The organism is Pseudomonas sp. SC3(2021), assembly GCF_019856535.1.
GTDB lineage: Bacteria > Pseudomonadota > Gammaproteobacteria > Pseudomonadales > Pseudomonadaceae > Aquipseudomonas > Aquipseudomonas monsensis.
The window spans coordinates 3363869-3381954 of record NZ_CP082236.1 but is presented as its reverse complement, the minus strand read 5'-3'; the positions used below and the strand labels follow the sequence as shown (position 1 = coordinate 3381954).

The 18086-nt window shown below is 56.5% G+C and carries 19 protein-coding genes and 1 pseudogene; 10 read left to right on the top strand and 10 right to left on the bottom strand.

Features of this window, described 5'->3' with window-relative positions:
- Positions 1 to 65: 65 nt before the first annotated feature.
- Complete coding sequence (gene cheR, locus K5Y35_RS15080; RefSeq protein WP_007963053.1) at positions 66 to 893, bottom strand: protein-glutamate O-methyltransferase CheR; 828 nt, start codon at positions 891 to 893, stop codon at positions 66 to 68.
- Positions 894 to 939: 46 nt separating this feature from the next.
- The gene (locus K5Y35_RS15075; RefSeq protein WP_041074300.1) at positions 940 to 1872 is read right to left on the bottom strand and encodes a chemotaxis protein CheV; all 933 of its coding nucleotides are present in this window, start codon (positions 1870 to 1872) and stop codon (positions 940 to 942) included.
- Between the two features lie 82 nt (positions 1873 to 1954).
- On the opposite strand from K5Y35_RS15075, the gene flgA reads away from it, so the two are divergent.
- The 4 genes from flgA to K5Y35_RS15055 all read left to right on the top strand — a co-directional run bounded on the left by flgA (position 1955) and on the right by K5Y35_RS15055 (position 4558).
- A complete protein-coding gene (flgA, locus tag K5Y35_RS15070) occupies positions 1955 to 2716 on the top strand; it encodes a flagellar basal body P-ring formation chaperone FlgA (RefSeq protein WP_123466957.1) in 762 nt (253 codons plus the stop codon).
- A 160-nt stretch (positions 2717 to 2876) separates the two neighbouring features.
- On the top strand, positions 2877 to 3203 hold the full coding sequence (gene flgM / locus K5Y35_RS15065) for a flagellar biosynthesis anti-sigma factor FlgM (protein ID WP_123466959.1): 327 nt from the start codon (positions 2877 to 2879) through the stop codon (positions 3201 to 3203).
- A gap of 48 nt (positions 3204 to 3251) precedes the next feature.
- Complete coding sequence (locus K5Y35_RS15060; RefSeq protein ID WP_123466961.1) at positions 3252 to 3719, top strand: flagella synthesis protein FlgN; 468 nt, start codon at positions 3252 to 3254, stop codon at positions 3717 to 3719.
- Between the two features lie 92 nt (positions 3720 to 3811).
- On the top strand, positions 3812 to 4558 hold the full coding sequence (locus K5Y35_RS15055) for a flagellar brake protein (protein WP_123466963.1): 747 nt from the start codon (positions 3812 to 3814) through the stop codon (positions 4556 to 4558).
- Between the two features lie 235 nt (positions 4559 to 4793).
- Here the strand turns inward: K5Y35_RS15055 and K5Y35_RS15050 are convergent, their stop codons facing one another.
- The 4 genes from K5Y35_RS15050 to K5Y35_RS15035 form a co-directional block, all read right to left on the bottom strand.
- Positions 4794 to 6164, bottom strand: a complete 1371-nt coding sequence (locus tag K5Y35_RS15050) for an MFS transporter (RefSeq protein ID WP_123466965.1) — start codon at positions 6162 to 6164, stop codon at positions 4794 to 4796.
- A gap of 69 nt (positions 6165 to 6233) precedes the next feature.
- Positions 6234 to 7475 carry a glutamine synthetase family protein gene (locus K5Y35_RS15045; protein ID WP_222834463.1) on the bottom strand — a complete coding sequence of 414 codons (1242 nt, stop codon included), beginning with the start codon at positions 7473 to 7475 and terminating at the stop codon, positions 6234 to 6236.
- A 200-nt stretch (positions 7476 to 7675) separates the two neighbouring features.
- On the bottom strand, positions 7676 to 8368 hold the full coding sequence (locus tag K5Y35_RS15040; protein ID WP_222832273.1) for a sensor histidine kinase: 693 nt from the start codon (positions 8366 to 8368) through the stop codon (positions 7676 to 7678).
- Positions 8365 to 9969, bottom strand: a complete 1605-nt coding sequence (locus K5Y35_RS15035) for a tetratricopeptide repeat-containing response regulator (RefSeq protein ID WP_222832272.1) — start codon at positions 9967 to 9969, stop codon at positions 8365 to 8367. The genes K5Y35_RS15040 and K5Y35_RS15035 overlap by 4 nt, the downstream gene beginning before the upstream one ends.
- A gap of 330 nt (positions 9970 to 10299) precedes the next feature.
- Here K5Y35_RS15035 and K5Y35_RS15030 point away from each other — a divergent pair, with 330 nt between their 5' ends.
- Positions 10300 to 11346 carry a restriction endonuclease gene (locus K5Y35_RS15030; protein ID WP_222832271.1) on the top strand — a complete coding sequence of 349 codons (1047 nt, stop codon included), beginning with the start codon at positions 10300 to 10302 and terminating at the stop codon, positions 11344 to 11346.
- Here the strand turns inward: K5Y35_RS15030 and K5Y35_RS15025 are convergent.
- Complete coding sequence (locus K5Y35_RS15025; protein WP_222832270.1) at positions 11320 to 13095, bottom strand: Eco57I restriction-modification methylase domain-containing protein; 1776 nt, start codon at positions 13093 to 13095, stop codon at positions 11320 to 11322. The genes K5Y35_RS15030 and K5Y35_RS15025 overlap by 27 nt on opposite strands.
- 464 nt (positions 13096 to 13559) lie before the next feature.
- On the opposite strand from K5Y35_RS15025, the pseudogene K5Y35_RS28240 reads away from it, so the two are divergent.
- A pseudogene (locus tag K5Y35_RS28240) lies at positions 13560 to 13775 on the top strand (integrase); the annotation flags it as partial.
- 730 nt (positions 13776 to 14505) lie between these two features.
- Here the strand turns inward: K5Y35_RS28240 and K5Y35_RS15015 are convergent.
- The 3 genes from K5Y35_RS15015 to K5Y35_RS15005 all read right to left on the bottom strand — a co-directional run bounded on the left by K5Y35_RS15015 (position 14506) and on the right by K5Y35_RS15005 (position 15261).
- Positions 14506 to 14751, bottom strand: a complete 246-nt coding sequence (locus K5Y35_RS15015) for a hypothetical protein (RefSeq protein ID WP_222834505.1) — start codon at positions 14749 to 14751, stop codon at positions 14506 to 14508.
- A complete protein-coding gene (locus K5Y35_RS15010; protein ID WP_222832269.1) occupies positions 14748 to 14930 on the bottom strand; it encodes a hypothetical protein in 183 nt (60 codons plus the stop codon). Before K5Y35_RS15010 ends, K5Y35_RS15015 begins: the two co-directional genes overlap by 4 nt.
- 103 nt (positions 14931 to 15033) lie before the next feature.
- A complete protein-coding gene (locus K5Y35_RS15005; RefSeq protein ID WP_222832268.1) occupies positions 15034 to 15261 on the bottom strand; it encodes a hypothetical protein in 228 nt (75 codons plus the stop codon).
- A gap of 263 nt (positions 15262 to 15524) precedes the next feature.
- Here K5Y35_RS15005 and K5Y35_RS15000 point away from each other — a divergent pair, with 263 nt between their 5' ends.
- The 4 genes from K5Y35_RS15000 (at position 15525) to K5Y35_RS14985 (ending at position 18063) form a co-directional block, all read left to right on the top strand.
- The gene (locus tag K5Y35_RS15000) at positions 15525 to 16571 is read left to right on the top strand and encodes a hypothetical protein (protein WP_222832267.1); all 1047 of its coding nucleotides are present in this window, start codon (positions 15525 to 15527) and stop codon (positions 16569 to 16571) included.
- Between the two features lie 283 nt (positions 16572 to 16854).
- Positions 16855 to 17034 carry a YodC family protein gene (locus tag K5Y35_RS14995; RefSeq protein ID WP_222832266.1) on the top strand — a complete coding sequence of 60 codons (180 nt, stop codon included), beginning with the start codon at positions 16855 to 16857 and terminating at the stop codon, positions 17032 to 17034.
- On the top strand, positions 17035 to 17301 hold the full coding sequence (locus K5Y35_RS14990) for a DUF6953 family protein (protein ID WP_222832265.1): 267 nt from the start codon (positions 17035 to 17037) through the stop codon (positions 17299 to 17301). It abuts the gene before it with no gap.
- Positions 17302 to 17400: 99 nt separating this feature from the next.
- Complete coding sequence (locus K5Y35_RS14985) at positions 17401 to 18063, top strand: DUF4145 domain-containing protein (RefSeq protein ID WP_222832264.1); 663 nt, start codon at positions 17401 to 17403, stop codon at positions 18061 to 18063.
- Positions 18064 to 18086 lie beyond the last annotated feature (23 nt).

The following is an 18086-nucleotide window of genomic DNA, read 5'->3' as shown; positions in this document are numbered from 1 at the left end:
TGCCAGGCACAAAAAAAACGGGAGACCTTTTAGGGTCTCCCGTTTTTTTGTGTTGCCGCAGCCAATCACTTCGCCTGGTAAATGATCCCCGGGCTGCACTGGACCATCTGGTAATGATCCGGCAAACCGTTCAGCGCTTCGGAAGCGCCAAGGAACAGATACCCGCCCGGTTTCAGCGTGCTGTGAATGCGCAACAGGATGTCTTTCTTCACCTCGGCGGAGAAGTAGATCAGCACGTTGCGGCAGAACACGATGTCGAACTTGCCCAGACTGGCGTAGCTGTCGAGCAGGTTGAACGAACGGAATTCCACCCGGTTCTTGATCGGCGCCTTGATCACCCAGCGCCCCGGCCCTTTCGGGTCGAAGTAACGCTGCAGACGGTCGGCGGACAGGCCGCGACCGATTGCCAGACTGTCGTACTCGCCGGTCTTGCAGTTGGTCAGCATGCTGCCGGACAAATCCGTGGCAACGATCTGCACGCCCATCTTCAACTGGCCGAGGTTGCTGCGCTCGAACTCGTCGATCGACATCGACAGCGAATACGGTTCCTGACCCGACGAGCACGCCGCCGACCAGATCCGCAGACGCTGGTTGGGGCTGGCCTTGATCGCCTCGGGCAGCACCTTGTTCTTCAAGACTTCAAACGGATAGGTGTCACGAAACCACAGGGTTTCGTTGGTCGTCATGGCATCGACCACCTGCTCGCGCAAACCGCTGCGCGGCTGGGTCTGGATGCGCTGAACCAGCTCACCCAGGGATTTGATGCCTTGCTGCTCCATCAGTTTGTTGAGACGGCTCGAGACCAGGTACTGCTTGTTTTCACCGAGCAAAATGCCACAGGCTTTTTCCAGGAAGACCCGGAACTGTTCGAAATCCAAATTACCCGTAGACAATGATGCCGCCTCTTAAATCGTGTTGACCGCCAGGGGCAAAGCGCCCCTAGCTGATATCTGCTGCTTTGATCCGGTCGACTACCCGGGATGCCAGGTCATCAGGACGGAATTTGGCCAGGAAGTCATCGGCACCGACTTTCTTGACCATCGCCTGATTGAATACCCCCGACAACGAAGTATGCAGGATGATATGAAGCTTTTGCATGCGTGGATCGCTGCGGATTTCCGCCGTCAGGGTGTACCCGTCCATCTCCGGCATCTCGATGTCGGAAATCATCATCAGGAACTCTTCTTCCGGCTTCTTGCCCTCGTCGACCAGCTTGCGCAGGTAGTCCAGCGCCTGCTTGCCGTCGTTCAGCGCCACCACTTCGACGCCGACCGTCTGCAGGCAACGCGTGACCTGCTTGCGCGCCACCGACGAGTCATCGACCGTCAGCACGCGCAGCGACAACGCCTTGCTCTGGGTTTCGACGTCGACCACACCCACCGAAATCGCTTCCGGTGTCGGCGCCACTTCCGCCAGCACTTTCTCGACGTCGATGATTTCGACTAACTGATTGTCCACTCGAGTCACAGCGGTCAGGTAGTGATCGCGACCCGTGCCCTTGGGTGGCGGATGGATCTCTTCCCAGTTCATGTTGACGATGCGCTCCACCGAGCGAACCAGGAAACCCTGGGTCTTGGTGTTGTACTCCGTAATGATCACGAACGGACTGTTCTTGTCTTTCAACGCCCCGGAACCGGTCGCCATTGCCAGATCGAGGATCGGAATGGTTGCCCCCCGGATATTCGCCACCCCGCACACGACAGGACTGGACTTGGGCATCAACGTCAGCGACGGGCATTGCAGCACTTCCCGCACCTTGAACACGTTGATTCCGTAGAGCTGCTGACCGTCGAGACGGAACAACAACAGCTCCAGGCGATTCTGCCCTACCAGTTGCGTGCGCTGGTTTACCGAATCCATTACACCAGCCATGCCCAGACTCCTACACCAACGCCAAGTGTTGTTGCGACGCACATTCATTGCTAAACGGCACGGCGCTTGCTTTTTAACTCGTATGAACGCTCAAACGACATTTTTCCGACGCCTGACATCTTCCCTTCGCAGAGGGCTTTGCGCGGTGTCCGCCGTTTGCTTCTTTTTCGCTGGCAGCCCTGCCATTGCTGATGCGGTTACCTTGCCTGACATGCTTATCGGCGTCACTCAGGGCTTTCTTGAGTTCACCGTAGAAGACTATCTGGCTACCAGTCAAACGGAAGGCCGCTACGAAATCGAAGTAAACCAGCTCGACCCCCGCATGCACATGCCTATGTGCGACAAGGAATTGACAGCCAGCCTGGAGAGTCCTGCACGTCCGTTGGGCCGGGTAACGGTAAAGGTTCGCTGTGAAGGCACCTCGCCCTGGACCGTGTTCGTGCCCGCTCAAGTCCGCCTGTTTCGCGAGATTGTGACCACCACTCGGCCGCTCAAACGCGCCGGCATTATCGAGCCGCGGGACGTGACCTTGCGCGAGCGCGACGTCAGCCTGATCAATCAGGGTTTTCTGACGTCCGTAGACGAAGCGATCGGGCAGAAATTGACCCGACCAACGGTCGCCGATCAGGTGATTACCCAGGTGCATCTGGAACAGGCAGAAGTCATTCGCAAGGGCGATCAAGTGGTCATCATCGCCCGCAGCGGTACGCTGGCTGTGCGAATGCCGGGCGAAGCCCTGTCCAACGGCGGTTTGAAGGAGCAGATCCGGGTGAAAAACCTCAACTCCCAGCGGGTCATCAAGGCGCAGGTCATCGCGCCCGGCCAGGTGGAAGTGGCCATGTGAACCACTGAGCAGAAAACTGGCGCCGACCTCGCCGCTTCCCTAAACTGTGCCGCAGCAGGACACGCGCCGGTACATGAGGCTCATTGCCAAATGGGCCTAAAGTTTTCCAGGGGATGGCCGAAAACATGGCAAGCGTCCAAATTCCCAGAGGTTTTTTATCATGGTCATCGATTTCAGCCGTTTGAACAGCTCCTCGTCACTTACAGGCAGTACGCGTACCAGCGCGCCGAAGGAAACCGTTGAAAACGGCACTTCCGCACCGCTGAATACCCCGGCCGAATCGGCCAGTACCGCAAAAAGCGGGGAATCGGTACACCTCAGCAATGAGGCTCAACAGTTGCAGAAGGTCACTGACAAGCTGCGCGATCAGCCTGCTGTCGACAAAGCCCGTGTGGCCGAGTTGAAAGCCGCGATTGCCGATGGCAGCTATAAAGTCGACAGCAACCGTGTAGCCAGCAAACTGCTCAACTTCGAAGCCCAGCGCTAGGCCACCGCCAGCGCGAGGCTTTTGGACGCTTAGAAACCAAGGCCAGCCATGCACGACACTAATTTATTGCAACTGATCATCGACGACTTTGCTCCAGCTCAACAATTGCTGGAGTTGCTGCAAAACGAGTCTCTCGCCTTGCACGGTCGCGACATGCCACTGCTGGAAGAAATTCTGGCGCGCAAACAGGCATTGATCATTCTGCTCGAACAGCATGGCCGCAAGCGCAGCGAAATCCTCGCCAGCCTCAACCTGCCGACCAATCGGCAGGGTCTTGAGCAATTGGCCAGCCAGTCGAGCATCGGCGATCAATTGCTCAGTCAAAGTGATGTCCTCACCGATCTCATTGCCCAATGCCAGGCGGCCAACGTCAACAATGGCCAATCGATCCTGGTCCAGCAGGCTGCCACAGCCAATCAGCTGAAAATCCTCACCGGTGGCGAGCCGCCAGCGCTCTACGACGCCAGCGGAACCTTCGCCAAGCCCGTCAAGCCGCGTACGTTCAGCCAGGCGTGAGCCATTCGATGGGCCTGCACTATCAACACGTGAAGCATGCTGGCAAAATGCTGGCTAGTCATCGTCAAATTTTGTCTGGAGATTGAGAAAACGTGCCAAACGCCCTAAGCGCGGATGATGCTCCGCAGCCACCAAAGGTGCTGACCACGCCCCTGGAAATCTCCAGCAACCTGCGCCAACTGCAAGAGAGTCATGATCCACTGATCATCACCTTCCATGAACGCAGCCAGCGCTTCCAGAGTTATTTGATCAAGGTTGACCGCGACAGCGCCTCGATCGCCCTAGACGAGATGATCCCGCGCGATGGCGAACGCTTCCTGCTGGCCGGCGAGCCGTTCAAGGTCGAAGGCTTTCACGAAGGCGTGCGCATTGCCTGGGAATGCACCGGCAGGCTGAACATCGAAGAGTCCGATGGCGACCGTTTCTACACTGGCGACTTGCCCACCGAAGTGGTTTACCACCAGCGCCGCAATGCCTTTCGCGCCGCGCTGAAACTGACCGATCTGGTCAGCGTCGAACTGGGCGGCGAGAAGCTCAAGGCGCCAATCAACGGCAAATTGCTGGATATCTCCGCGACCGGCTGCAAGCTGCGTTTCGAAGGTGACATCACTGACCGCCTGCAACTGGGCCAGGTCTACGACCGGCTGATCGCTCCGCCGCTGTTCGGCAACCAGCCGACCTCCGTCGAACTGCGCTATCTGCACTTCGAAGAAAAACTCAACATCACCTTCGCCGGCCTGCGCTTCCACAACATCAGCGGCCCGGCGGCGCGTAATGTCGAGCGCTTCGTGTACCAGTTGCAGCGTGAGGCACGGCGTTTCGATAAAGACGACCTCTGAGTCGAACGCACAATGAAAAAGGGCAGTCCTTGGCGGGACTGCCCTTTTTTTTGCGCTGAATGAATGCTCGGCAAGACATTCTGTGGCGAGGGGATTTATCCCCGTCCGACTGCGTAGCAGGCGTAGGACCATTCAGCGCAGAGCGTCGTAAAGATGTGATTTGCGGGTTTCAGGGCCGCTTCGCAGCCAACGGGGATAAATCCCCTCGCCACTGATTTCCATCCCAGCTCAACTGTCAGGGCCTGGCACCACTGATGTCCGGAGCAGGTTTATCGCTGCCGTCATCCGGGCTTGCAACGGGCTCAGATTCAGGTTCTTTGTCCGGCTCAGGCTCAGGCGTCACCGTCGTCTGCATCTGCTCCTGCACCACCTGCTCATCCACCCGCGGGTCAAGCGCGGCGACCAATGGCGAGCTGGACATGCTGTCCGGCATCGCCACGTGATGCAGCGGCGCGTCGTCGACCTGGTGCAGATTGGTCACCGCTTTCGGACGAATGCGCCACACCAGCACCAGTGCAAAGAAGCTGAAGAACGCATACAGACTTTGGCTGCCGAACAGTTTCATCAGCACACCTGCCAGCAGCGGGCCGATACTTGCGCCAACCCCGTAGGTCACCAGCAGCATCGCCGTCAGCGACACCCGGCGATCACCTTCGACGTGGTCATTGGAGAACGCCACGGCCAGCGGATACAGACAGAACTGCACCAGCGAACAGAGGAAGCCGACCACGAACAGCACCTCCAGCGGCACCTGCGGCAGGATCGCCAACGGCAATGCCGCCACCGCGAGAAACCCGGCAAAGCAACGAATCAGCAGCGCCCGGTCATAGCGGTCGGACAACCAGCCCAACGGCCACTGCACCAGCAGCCCGGCGAAAATGCAGCTACCCATGAACAGACCGACCTGCTCGGTCGACAGCCCCTGCTGCGAGGCATACAGCGGCGCCAGACCGTAGAACGAACCGATGATCAGACCGGCCCCCAGCACCGTACTCAACGACTGCGGCACGCGCTTGATAAAGAAGCGCGGTTCCATCGGCGCCGGATGCAGCGGCGCCGGGTGAATTCGCCGAGTCAGCGCCACCGGCACCAGACACAGGGCGAAACACAGCGCGACCAGCATCAACAGTTCCAGGCCCAGGCCTGGGTGCATGACCAGAATCAGTTGCCCCAGCACCAGCCCCAGATACGAAGCGATCATGTAACCGCTGAATACCAGGCCACGCTGGTTGGCGTCGGCCTGCTCATTGAGCCAGCTCTCGATCACCATGTACTGGCACATCATGCCGAGGCCGACGATGGTCCGCAGCACCAGCCACGCCGGCAGCCAGTCGACCAGACCATGCCCGAGCACCGCCGCGCCGACGATCCCGGCACACGCCGAGTACGCGCGGATATGCCCGACCCGGGCGATCAAGCGGTGACCGATCTTGCCGCCCAGCACCAGGCCAAAATAGTTGGCAGCCATCAGCGCACCGACCCACAGTCCGTCGACATCGTCGGCCGCCAGGCGCAACGCCAGATAAGTAGATAGAAGGCCCGAGCCGATCAACATCATCAGCGAGGCGAAATACAGCGCTCGAAAGGATTTCCAGATTTGGCGCATCGGCGTTCCGAGCGGCTCCTTGCAGTAAAGACCGGACTATCAAAACGATAGCCCGGTGGCGACAGTACGTCAGGCCTGGGCTGCTAGAACACGCCGTTCCCAGGGAGTGATTTCGTCAAAGAAACTGGTCAACTCCATGGTCTTCGAAGCGATGTAGCCTTCGATGAACTCTTGTCCGAACAGTTCCCTCGCCAATTGGCTACGTTTCAGACGCTCGAGTGCGGCATGCAAGGTACACGGCAGCGAAAGATTATCCGGCACCTCGAACTCGCCCTGAATCGCTTCGGTCGGTTCGAGTTCATGCTCGATGCCATGCAAACCGGCGGCCAGACTGGCGGCGATGGCCAGATAGGGGTTGGCGTCGGCCCCCGGCAACCGGTTTTCGACCCGACGAGCGACCGGCGAACTGGCCGGAATCCGCAGCCCTGCGGCGCGGTTATCGTGGGACCAGCAGGCGTTATTCGGCGACGCAAACGGGTGGCACAGGCGCTGATAGGAGTTCACATTCGGTGCAAACAGCGCCGTGAAATCCGCCATGCCCGCCTGCTGCCCGCCGATGAAATGGCGGAACATCGCGGTCGGCTGGCCGCTCTCGTCGCTGAACACATTCTTGCCGGTGGCGATCTCGACGAGGCTCTGGTGAATGTGCATCGAACTGCCCGGCGTATGCGCCAGCGGCTTGGCCATGCACACCACACTCAGGCCGTGCTTGAGCGCGACTTCCTTGAGCAGGTGCTTGAACAGGAACGTCTGGTCGGCCAGCAACAGCGGATCACCGTGCAGCAGATTGATCTCGAACTGGCTGACACCCATCTCATGCATGAAGGTATCGCGTGGCAGACCGAGGGCCGCCATGCATTTATAGACTTCGCTGAAGAACGGCCGCAGACCGTTATTGGAACTGACGCTGAACGCCGACTGGCCATCCTCGCGACGCCCGTCAAAGCCAACCGGCGGACGGAACGGCTGGGTTGGATCGGTGTTCGGCGCGAAGACAAAGAATTCCAGTTCGGTCGCCACGACCGGTGCCAGACCGCGAGCGGCGTAACGAGCGATAACTTTCTTGAGTTGACCACGGGTCGACAGATTGGAGCTTTCGCCACTCAGTTCATCGGCATCGCAGATGGCCAGGGCACGCGGCTCGTCGCTCCATGGCAGGGGATGGATCATGCTCGGCTCGGCCACCAGCGCCAGGTCGCCGTCATCACTGCCGTAAAACCGCGCCGCTGGATAACCGCCCATGATGCATTGCAACAGCACTCCCCGCGCCATCTGCAAACGCCGCCCTTCGAGAAAACCCTCGGCGGTCATCACCTTGCCTCGCGGCACGCCATTCAAATCCGGCGTGACGCACTCAATCTCATCAATGCCGGTCAGTCGCTGCGCGAGTGAACGCTGGCCATCGGTTGTCATGACGCAATCCTTGTTATTGTGCGAGCCGCGAACGGCGACCCGTACAAAATAGGCTCCGGCTGTTCGGAATATCAAGCAGCGTCAAACAAAAATCCGGGTCACGGCAGATAAAGGCTGAACACCCCGCCACCCAACGGCCCGCCGTTGCTGATTTCGGTATGCCCGACCACGCCATTGCGCTGATGCAAAGCAGCAATGCGGTTAGCGAAATACAGGCCCAGGCCGGTGCTGCCGCTGCCGTGATTGATGCCCTGCACATAATCGGCTTGGCGCTCGAGCATCTCGGCCGGGTAACCGTCGCCGTCATCGTTGATGCTCAACACCAGTTGCCCGGCCTCGTCGCTGACGGTAATCAGCAGCGACTCGCGGGCATAACGAATGGCGTTGTTGATGCAGTTGCCCAACACCGACGCCACCAATTCGCGATCGAAGAACCCCAGCGGGCTCAGCGGATCGACTTCATAGGTGGCGATAATGCCGCGACTGGCGAACACCTCTTGATGCGCCGCCAGTTGCGCCTCGATGAAATCATCCAGCTCGTGATACGCCGGTTGCAGCGGCATCTGGTTGACGCCGAGCTTATACAGCCCGAGCAACTGCACCAGCATGCCGTTGAGGTGGGCGAACTCGAAGTCGATCACGCCCTGCTCTGCCCCGCTGCGCTGCGCTTGAGGCAAGCGCGCCAGCCATTGGCTGTGGGCCTGCATCAGCATCGCCAGCGAGTTCTTCATGTCGTGAACGGTGGAGGCAATCACCGTGGAGAAATCCAGCGCGTGCTCGTCTTGGTTCATTCGCCAAACGCCTTGCTTTTCAGCTTCTGATAACGCGCATAACGCGCGTCGGTGTCGGGCATCAGGCCGACCATTTTCAGGCAGGCCCGACATTCTTCCAGCTCCGCCGACGGCACATTGGTGTCGGTGCCGTGCAGCAGCGACTGGGCCATGTTCAGCGCGATACTGATGTTCTTCGGTTGCATCTTCAGCGCCTTGCGGAACACCTCGCGGGCCTCCACCAGGTTGCCGGTCTTGTACACACGCACGCCCTGACGGTTGAGGTCAGCGGCGGCGTTGCTCGAACTGAGGATAGTCGGGTCGTCGGTGAGCTTGGCAATGTCTTTCATCACCGCCGGATCATCACCATAGATTTCCGCGCAGCTCTTGAGCATCGACGTGCCGGCTTCGGCCTGACCGAGCATCTGCAGCTGCTTGGCGACCAGCAGCGCCGCTTCAGGACTCATGAACTGCTCCATGCCGTCCAGACGCATCAGCGCTTGCTCGGTGAGCTTGTCAGCGGTTTCCGCGTCGTTGAGCAACAGGCTGGTGGCCTTCATCAGGCGCGCACGAATCTGCAGGCCGGGGTCGGTCGGGTTCTCCTTGGCCACCGCGCTGAGGGTGGTGTTGATCTCCAGCCGCGTGCGGGTGTCGAGACCGCGCTCGCTGCCCTTGCTGATCAACGCATGGGCCAGACCAAGGTTGCTTTCCGGATCCTTGAACCGCGACTGCGCGCCCTGCGCCACCGCTTGCCGATAAGCGCGCGAGGCGGTGTCGAAGTCTTCGTTGGCCATTGCCAGTTTGCCGAGCAACGCTTGCCGACGCACCGCCAGCGGCGACAACCGGATCGCCTCTTCCAGCACCCGCTGCGCGCCTTTGGTATCGCCTTCGGCGACCAGCACATCGGCCATGCCGTCGTACAACGCCGGCATCATCGGAAACACTTTCAGCGCTTTCTCATAGACGCCCTTGGCCTGCGCCACCTGCCCGCGCTTGAACAGCAACTTGCCCAACCCGGCAAACGCCCACGGCAACGGCCGGTCGGCAATGATGCTGTCGTAAAGGCGCTCAAGGGCTTCGTTCTGGTTCATGTCGCGCAATGCATCGGCGCGATAACGCAGGCACAGCGGCGAATAGCGGATGTCCTGCTTGCACAGCGCAATACAGGCATTAAGCACCTCGACCGGCTTACCGCGATCAAGGGCTTGCAGAATCGGTTTGAGCAACGTCTTGCGCTGCTCCAGACGCTCCAGACGCTGCGCCAGGCCGGAACGGTTGAACGGTTTGGTCAGGTACGCATCCGGCTCGTGCTCCAGGGCACTGAGCACCATCGCCTGACTGGTCTCGGCCGTCACCATGACAAACACCGCTTCATGGCTGATGAGCTTTTCCGACATCAGGTCTTCGAGCACCTGCTGGCCGTTCTTCTTGCCGTCGCCGAGATGGAAATCCTGCAGGATGAAATCGTAGGACTTCTGCGCACACATCTTCAGCGCCTGCTCGCCGGTATCGGCGGTGTCCACATCCTTGACCCCCAGCTCACGCAGCATCGAACGCACGGAACTGCGGAAATCCGAGAAATCATCGACGATCAGAAAACTCTTTTGGTGATACGACAGCATCGAGGATTTCCAGGCAATTGAAGTAGGTGAACCGCGGGAGATTTCAGGCGCGCAGATGATAGCTGGAGGCCAAAGGCTATCAAGCGATTTCGCGCGAGTCTGAAGTCGCCGATTGAGTTATCGGCCAGTCGCGGCGTTCTCTTAAGCAATCCGCTCAAGATTCCTCATGCGTGCTGGCACTGTGCCTCGGCGGAGAGCGCCAACTGCTGCGGATACTGCTCAAAGTCTGTAGCCTTACAGTCATTTGTAAGAAAAGATGTGCCGCCATTACCCATTGTTCCGATGATGCCAAGAGCCGCGTTTCGGAGTTGCTGAAGCAAGGAGCATTAGATGCACCCCAAGCACCATGACGACTACAAATCCGCCATTTCATCATCAGGCATGGATATTTACTGCCCTGTTGAAGTGGGTGATGCGGATTACTGGATTCCCACCGAGCAACTCGAAGCACTGTTGAACGAAGGTTTGCAGGGACTGTGCTGGGCGGATCTTCCGATAAAGACTCGCGCCAAATTGGCAAAGACGCACGTGTGCGAAGCGCTTGGTTATCCCGCTCCAAAGTCGTTCAAGAGGAAACAGCCGCGCTTCACAGGGCAGCAACTCGATGTTTATGTCCAGGGCGCTCAAAACCTGCAGATCTATAACGAACAGCTGTCCCCTTCCCGTCGCTACGCGATCATTCGCGTCAATGAACAGGGCATGGTAGACGGCGTAAAAGTTGCAAACGGGCAAGAACTGGCACTACTGGATACAACAGGCACCGTTACGACCAAATTTCAGGCAGGGTTTGAAGTCGGGTCTTCGCCAAAGGAACTTGTTTCGCAATGCGACACGCCTCCGATTCAAAAGCATGTCCAGGCAGGTTTGAAGTTCGCGCCCTCGACAAGTCCTGTCCAAGAGCCAGAAAGCGGAATGCTGTTGCCGATCAGCGAAATCTTTACTCGCCTGGCCCCCCTGATTGGCAGGTATTTTCGCGATCCAGGACCCACCCAGGAGCGCAATCGCGGCGCAGCCCTCCACCGACTGATCTGCGAACAGCTTGGCTACAGCAGTTACGAGGATAATGGGCGGTTTCCGGACGTCCGCCACCAGATTCTGGAAGTAAAATTACAGACATCCCGCACGCTTGATCTCGGCCTGGTCCTGCCCAGCAGCGAAGGGCCTCTGGACATCAAACAAGTGGGAGACTTCCACCCCCGCCACTGTGATACCCGGTATGCCGTTTTTTATGCCACTACCGATGGTGCCAACGTAACCTTGACACATTTAATGGTGGTCACTGGCGCAGACTTTTTCAGCCGCTTCCGCCAATTTGAAGGCAAGGTTAAAAACGGAAAAATCCAGATACCACTACGCCGGATCTTCCTCGACATTTAATCCAAACACCTGCCAGACCAGCGCGTTCAGTTCAGAAATCATCTGATCTGCCGCGCTCGACGGCAGTTCTGCATGAATCGCCTTGGCCAGCGCAATGATCGCCTGGGTTTCCTTTCGGGCCGGATCGGGCAAAGGAAACTGTTCAACGTACTGCGTAATGAAACGCCGTCTACCCGCGTAAAGCTTGTTATTGAAACGATGATCGTAGAATGACTCGATGAACGTCGAGTTAGCCACCGCCAGGGCCAGCCAGAGCAGATCGTTCTCGTCCTCTCGCTCACACTGGATCCAGTAACACTCGCCATTGACGATGCCACCCTCGGTATCCATCCAGAAGGTCGGCTTCTCGGATATATCCGGAAAGACAATCTTTGGCGATGACCAGGCAGCCGGATCCTGAGGCACCCACAGTTCGTACCAGGCCCGGCCTGCTTTTATCAGGTAACTACGGGCTTCCAGCACATCACGATGCCCCTTGAGATAACGCGCAGCCAAGGGATACAAGCTCAGATCAACAGCCTTGCGCCCCCCTCCCGACGTCGCTTCATGTGGGTACATGATCTCCTTCATGTGTTTGGCCTGGCTCGGGACACGGGCCTTGAACTGACGCGCACAATGACGAGTGATCAGCGGGCGAAGAAGTTCGGGACGACCACCTGGCAAGTCTGACCAGTCACTACGAACAAACACTTTGTCAGCGGTGGACTTCACTCCCACGCGGATCTTGCCGATCCGACGAAACGTGTTCCAGGTGTTTTCACTGACCGTGGCCAGCCACTGATCGCCGGTTTCCGTTGAAATACGCCATACGCCTTCAGCGTGATCACCGTTTTCCAGCAGACCATGACGAACTGAAAAATTCCGCCCGTCCGGAGTCGACACAATAGTGTTGTCACTCATCGCCAGCGCCTCAAACACGTCCGACGCGTGAATCAAGGCGTTTTCCTTGCATTCATAAATCGTCGAGAAGGCAATCTCTCCAACACTTTGATCCGATGGCGCTTTTATTCCCCTGGCCAACAGAACAGCGGGCAACACCGCCGCATCAAACAGCTTGGTATCGCCGAAATCCCAGACGTGATCGATCTTGAATTGCGACAGCAGAGCTCGCCTAACGGCCTGCCCTGACTTGGTCGTCATAAAGCGATTGGAGGTTATGACCCCGGCCACGCCGCCCTCGGTCAGAACCTGGGAAATGCCCAACAGGAAAGGGTAATACAGGTCCACTCGACCAGTCAGACCAAATCTTTGCGCCAATTGCTGAGCCTGCTCGCCCCCCATGATCTGGGTACGAACATAAGGCGGATTGGCGATCACCAGATCGAAAGGCATTGGCGCCTGCGCAGCACTGGATGAAAGATTCGCACCGCCACTCAGACTCAACACATGATCGAGAAAATCCTTTTCTTCGATCAGCAAAGAAACCTCCGGGAAGACCTTGCGCAGTCGAACGTATGCACGCGCCACAGCGCCGGGATCTGTGTCATAGCCGACAACCCTTATCCGATTCAGGATGTCTGTCGGCATGCGCATGAGCAGCGCCTCGAGCAGAGCACCATCGCCAACCGCAGGATCCAGAACACGGATTTCACCCTGTGCGGGAAATTCTGCGAGCGAAACCATCTGATCGGCCACGAAGGCAGCAAAATCCGCAGGCGTGTAAATGACGCCAGCGGATTTCTGCTGGTCAACGTCGCCGTATCTGCGCGTGTTGGCAGGAAGGATTGCAAGGTCTGTCGAACTACTCATATGGAACATTTCCGATGCCGGATCAAAAGGATCAAGTCCCCCCGTTAACGGGCCAACCCTTCAAAACCGACAAGAGTACAGGTTTTACCGCCCTCTCCGAACCGCGATTTCGGGTTTTTCGAGCATTCCGATGAAGGAAGCGACAAGACGCCTGATCACGCCGAATCACTTTCCAATTGAAGATGCAACAAGAAGGGCGAAGGACCGCTAGGGTCAGGCCCGCGCAATCTTTTTCCTATTACCAGGGAGAGGGACGGAGCGGAAACCGGAAAGCCGCTATGGAGAACGACCCGATGTAACCAAGCTGGAAGTTAAGCCAGTGAAATATGGTGTCCCAGGGCAGGTTCGAACTGCCAACCTTCCCCTTAGGAGGGTCATTAGAGCCACCAGCCAGCCTGCCGAACCCTTCGTTTATTGGGCTAATCGTCCGGCGTGTCCATAAATACGACGCCGTATAGTTCTTTTTGCACCCACCATGCACCCATTGGAACAAATTGAAAGAGAAGCTAACAGCAAAACTGCTTACATCGCTGCAGGTCACTGGCAGCGAATATGAGGTTCACGACACCACCGTCACCGGCCTATTCGTTCGAGTAACTGCGGCCGGCGCAAAATCGTACGTTGTGTCCTGGGCCCGCGGCCGCAAGAAGACACTAGGGCGAGTTGGCATTCTCACCCTAGACCAAGCCAGGACCGAAGCAACTCAGTATCTCGCAGAAGCTCGAGCGCTGGGCGAACCACTTGCCGTTACCCAAAAGCGTAGAGGAACCGCCCTACCCTCTCTGCGGGAGTTCATCGAAGACACCTATATGCCGTGGTTCAAGACGCACCACGAAGGCCACGAGAAGACCCAACACACCCTGAACTGCAACTTCGACGCGATCATGTCACAGCGCCTCGATGCCATCACCGGCCGCGACCTGGACCAGATCCGTACGGGTTGGATGCAGTCGGGCAACAAGCCGTCGACGGTCAACCGCAAAATGGGCTCGATCAGCGGCGTATTCAGCAGAGCCGTTGAATGGGATTACATCGACGCCCATCCGATGGATAGACTCAAAGCCCTCAAGAACGATTCGATGGGATTGGTCCGCTACCTAGACGGCGACGAGACGAAGCGCCTCCGGGACGCACTGGACGCCCGCCAAGACGAAGCACGGGCTGAGCGGGAGAGTGCGAACAAGTGGCGAGTGGTGGTACTGCCGCCCATCCCGAAAAGGGCAAACCGGATGGCGTTGAACGCTTCAGTTTCGTCATGGTTCGCCAGGTCTCGCACCTCGCACTCGAAGAAGTCGATACCCTTCTGCCAATCGGCCGCCACGCCAGGATTGTTCCTTGGCCAGTTGATGAACCGCCCCTCGCCGTCTCGCATAGTGAAACTCAGATCGTCCCGAGATTTGATGGCGGCGCTCATTGGACCACCTCCGCCGCGTCGAGCGCCTTCTGCATCTGCTCAACTTCGCTGTCGACGTAGTTCGCCCAGTAGTAGCCAAGGAAGCTGCCGAGGCTGGCCAACTCTTCGATATCGTGTGACTTGCCGTGCTTCAGGTCCTTCGTGATGGCGTTGAACAGCACCCGCATATTGCTGATGCGTTCGTGCGTGGCGCGCAAAAGCTCAAGGGCTTCGTCGGCGATACGAGCGGTTGGCTGGCTCATTGCACACCCCCTACGCAGATCCCGCGGAATGGAGCAGCGCCTGGCAGAACCTTCACGCTGATATCGCCGAGGATCTTCAGTGGTGCCAACTGAGTCAGCTTGATGTTGGCCGGCAGCACCATGGTGGTGACCTGCCCGTGCGCGTCCAAAATTTGGATGGTATTCTGTTTGAATTGCATGACGGGAACCTCAAAGTATCGTCGTGTGATCGCCGGGCCGCTGTTGACGCAGCGGCCTGGCACCTCTTCTCTGATGACTCAATCTGAGCCACCGCTTCAATCGTTACTGCTTACCCTTCTCGCTTATCCATCCTGCCGCCCAGCTCATTGGGTCTTTCGTTCCCATCGGCTTGAGTGGCTTGCCATCCCGGGCTGCCTGCCTACCCTCCTCCTCGGTTTCACCGTGAATCCATACGGTTGTTTGCCTAAAACCAGCTTCGCGCTGACGCTCTTTGTAGATCCTCTGGCGATCGGCCGCAGATAGCGGTCCTTTCGGTTCTTCTTTCTTCACAACAACCTCCGTTAGCAGTCACGACAGATCAATAATGGATCATCGTTAGCAGTCACGCAAGAGAAAGGGTGCAAAATAATTTCCCCCCGGAGATACGCGGACTTAAAGGGAGTGCCATTCCTCCCGCATCGGACCGCAAATTATCAGATCCCCCCTCCCAGCGAATCGATCTGTGTGACTTATCCCTTCCAAAGATGCCTATCTCTAGCTAATTTTTCTGAAGTCATGACAAAATGCCTCTACGTGCCGATTGAGATCGTGATATGGACATTAATGAACTCCAGGAAAAAGAATACAAGCGACTAAAGCTTCGAGAGGAAAAACAACTGAGATTACGACTTGTATATTCAGTGGGACCTATCGCTGCTGGTTTAATTTTTTATTTTGTCGGTAGAGCCATAATATTCAGCTCGCCATTCGCTACCACTTTTTCCGTTAGCGCCATCACAGTATTGTCCTCGATACTTTCAATAGCAGGACTTGTAAATTTCCTCTACTGGTATTTACAAACCGGCTTCAAAACAAGCGAAGAACACTGGGTATCCTTCAACAAACTAAAGCCTTTAAACATCTCAACCCCAGACAATATCAATGATAAAAGCGCAATATTCGACGACATAGAAGACCTCAAAGCAAAAGTAGGTCGTATAGCTTCAATGCTAGAAGCAGACAATGCTTCTTTTGAGAACCTAACGGAGACACTTAAACGAAAAATCGAACTCGAAGCTGGGAGTGAACTACTAGCAAAATTTAGGGCGGACCATTTAGCCGACTTCAGCTTAGAAAAGGCCGAGTCAAAACTTAACCAAGCGCACGCAACATCCTCAAGCAGGCTAAGCCGTGAGATTGAAGCGCTCGGAAGGAGAGGAAACCTAAATTTAATACTAGGCGTTTTCACCACCACAGCCGGTTTATTAGCACTTGTATACTTCATACTAAAGAACGAACAAGTTCTTACCGAGCCGTTACTGTACGCCATGAATTTTCTGCCTAGGCTTACATTAGTAATATTCATTGAAGTTTTTGCATACTTCTTTCTAAAGCTCTACAAAGTCGGACTTTCCGAAATAAAGTACTTCCAGAACGAGCTAACAAACCTAGAGTCAAAACACATGGCTTTACTGGCCGCACTGCGACACAACAATAGTGAAATTTTATTGAAAGTCATCGGCGCCTTATCTGACACTGAGCGAAACCATATACTCGAAAAAGGCCAGACAACTATTGAAATTGAAAAAATGCAACTCGAAAAAAATCAGCTTGTAGAAGTCGCGCAAACTCTAGCGTCCCTATTTCCCAAATCGAAATAGTTGGATACGCCAAAGCTGAATCATTGGCGGCGTGCTCAAATCTGAGCAAACCAAGAGCTTGGAAAAGATGTGAGCAGAAATCCGCGCATCTCACCCATGCACTCCGCTTTGCGTTCATCTCCCGCTTCAGGCAAAAGCAACACGTCACACCGCTCTCGCGGTGAGATATCGCGATGTGTGAAGTTTTGGGTGCAGCGGGCCGTTTTGATCTCTGCCTTGTGGCTATTTGCAATCATGCGTATGTTTGAGATGCAGCATACATTTTCTAAGGAAAGGAGTGATCATGAGCAATAACGGATTCAAGACTGGCGATGTCGTAAAGCTGAAATCCGGCGGTCCGGATATGTCTGTCAAAAGTGAGAATGGTAAACATCTGACGTGTCAGTGGTTTGCTGGGAAAAAGCTCGAGCAAGGAATTTTTCACATCGACACTCTCGAGCACGCTGTGCAAGCGGTGCAGTGAATGGACGCAGAGACAGTTGCAGGTTGGATGCTGGAACTGATTCATCGGGACTCATGCCTTTATCAAGACGATGTAGTTGATTATTTGGTGAAGGCTAAGCGTGAAGATCTCCTAACTGAGAATGCAGACGGAAATCAGGTCATCGGCAAGGCAGTACTGGCCGCCTTCCGTAAATTAACTCCGGAAACGGTTGTATGGGTTAAACCTGATCGATACTGGCGCTTCAGGGTCGCGGAGGATGAGCCGGGGCGCGATGCTAGAGGTTAATGCGGCACGATAGGCCGCCGGCTATCGGCGGCCTGCTTCCACTGCTCCCGAGCCAAGCCAAGCCAAGCCAAGCCAAACGATTAAAAAAAGGAATTCGGAATGACGAAACTGTTCGCGAAGCGGTTCGGTGAACTTGAAGCTCAGCTGGCGGATATTGAAGCTACTAAGAGGCTAGAAGCTCTCCCCTTATCCGGCTCATCGGTAATGGAAGTCGACTCCAACTTGCTATTGAACTGGAAAGTGAAGGCGAGAGAGTTGATGCGCAAGGCTTGCGGTGAGGCGTCGCCGCATATGGTTGCCTTCTTAGAAGCGGGTGAGGTTGGGATCTATGGCACAGAGTACAACGCGCTCAAACGGTTGAAAGCCGTTTTTCTGGCAGCCAAAGAAGATTTTGAGGGCGGCTACCTCAACACCGTTCGCAATCTCGTTCAGGCCGAAGTATTCAGCAGCGAACTCGAGCAAGCGGAAGAACTCCTCAAGTCGGGCTACGCAACAGCCGCAGCAGTCATTGCCGGAGTTGTGCTCGAAACGACTTTACGCGATCTGTGTTCTGCCAATGAGCTAGAGCACGGCAGCCTCAACAAAATGAACGATGACCTGGCTAAGGCCGGCGCATACAACGCCAGTCAGAAAAAACGGATCACCGCTTTGGCTGCAATCCGTAACAGTGCCGCCCACGGAAAGCCAGAGGAGTTCACAGCTGCGGACGTAAAAGGCATGATTGATGATGTTGAGCGCTTCCTCGCGACGACCCTTCAATGATCGACAACTGAGCTTTGATGTAC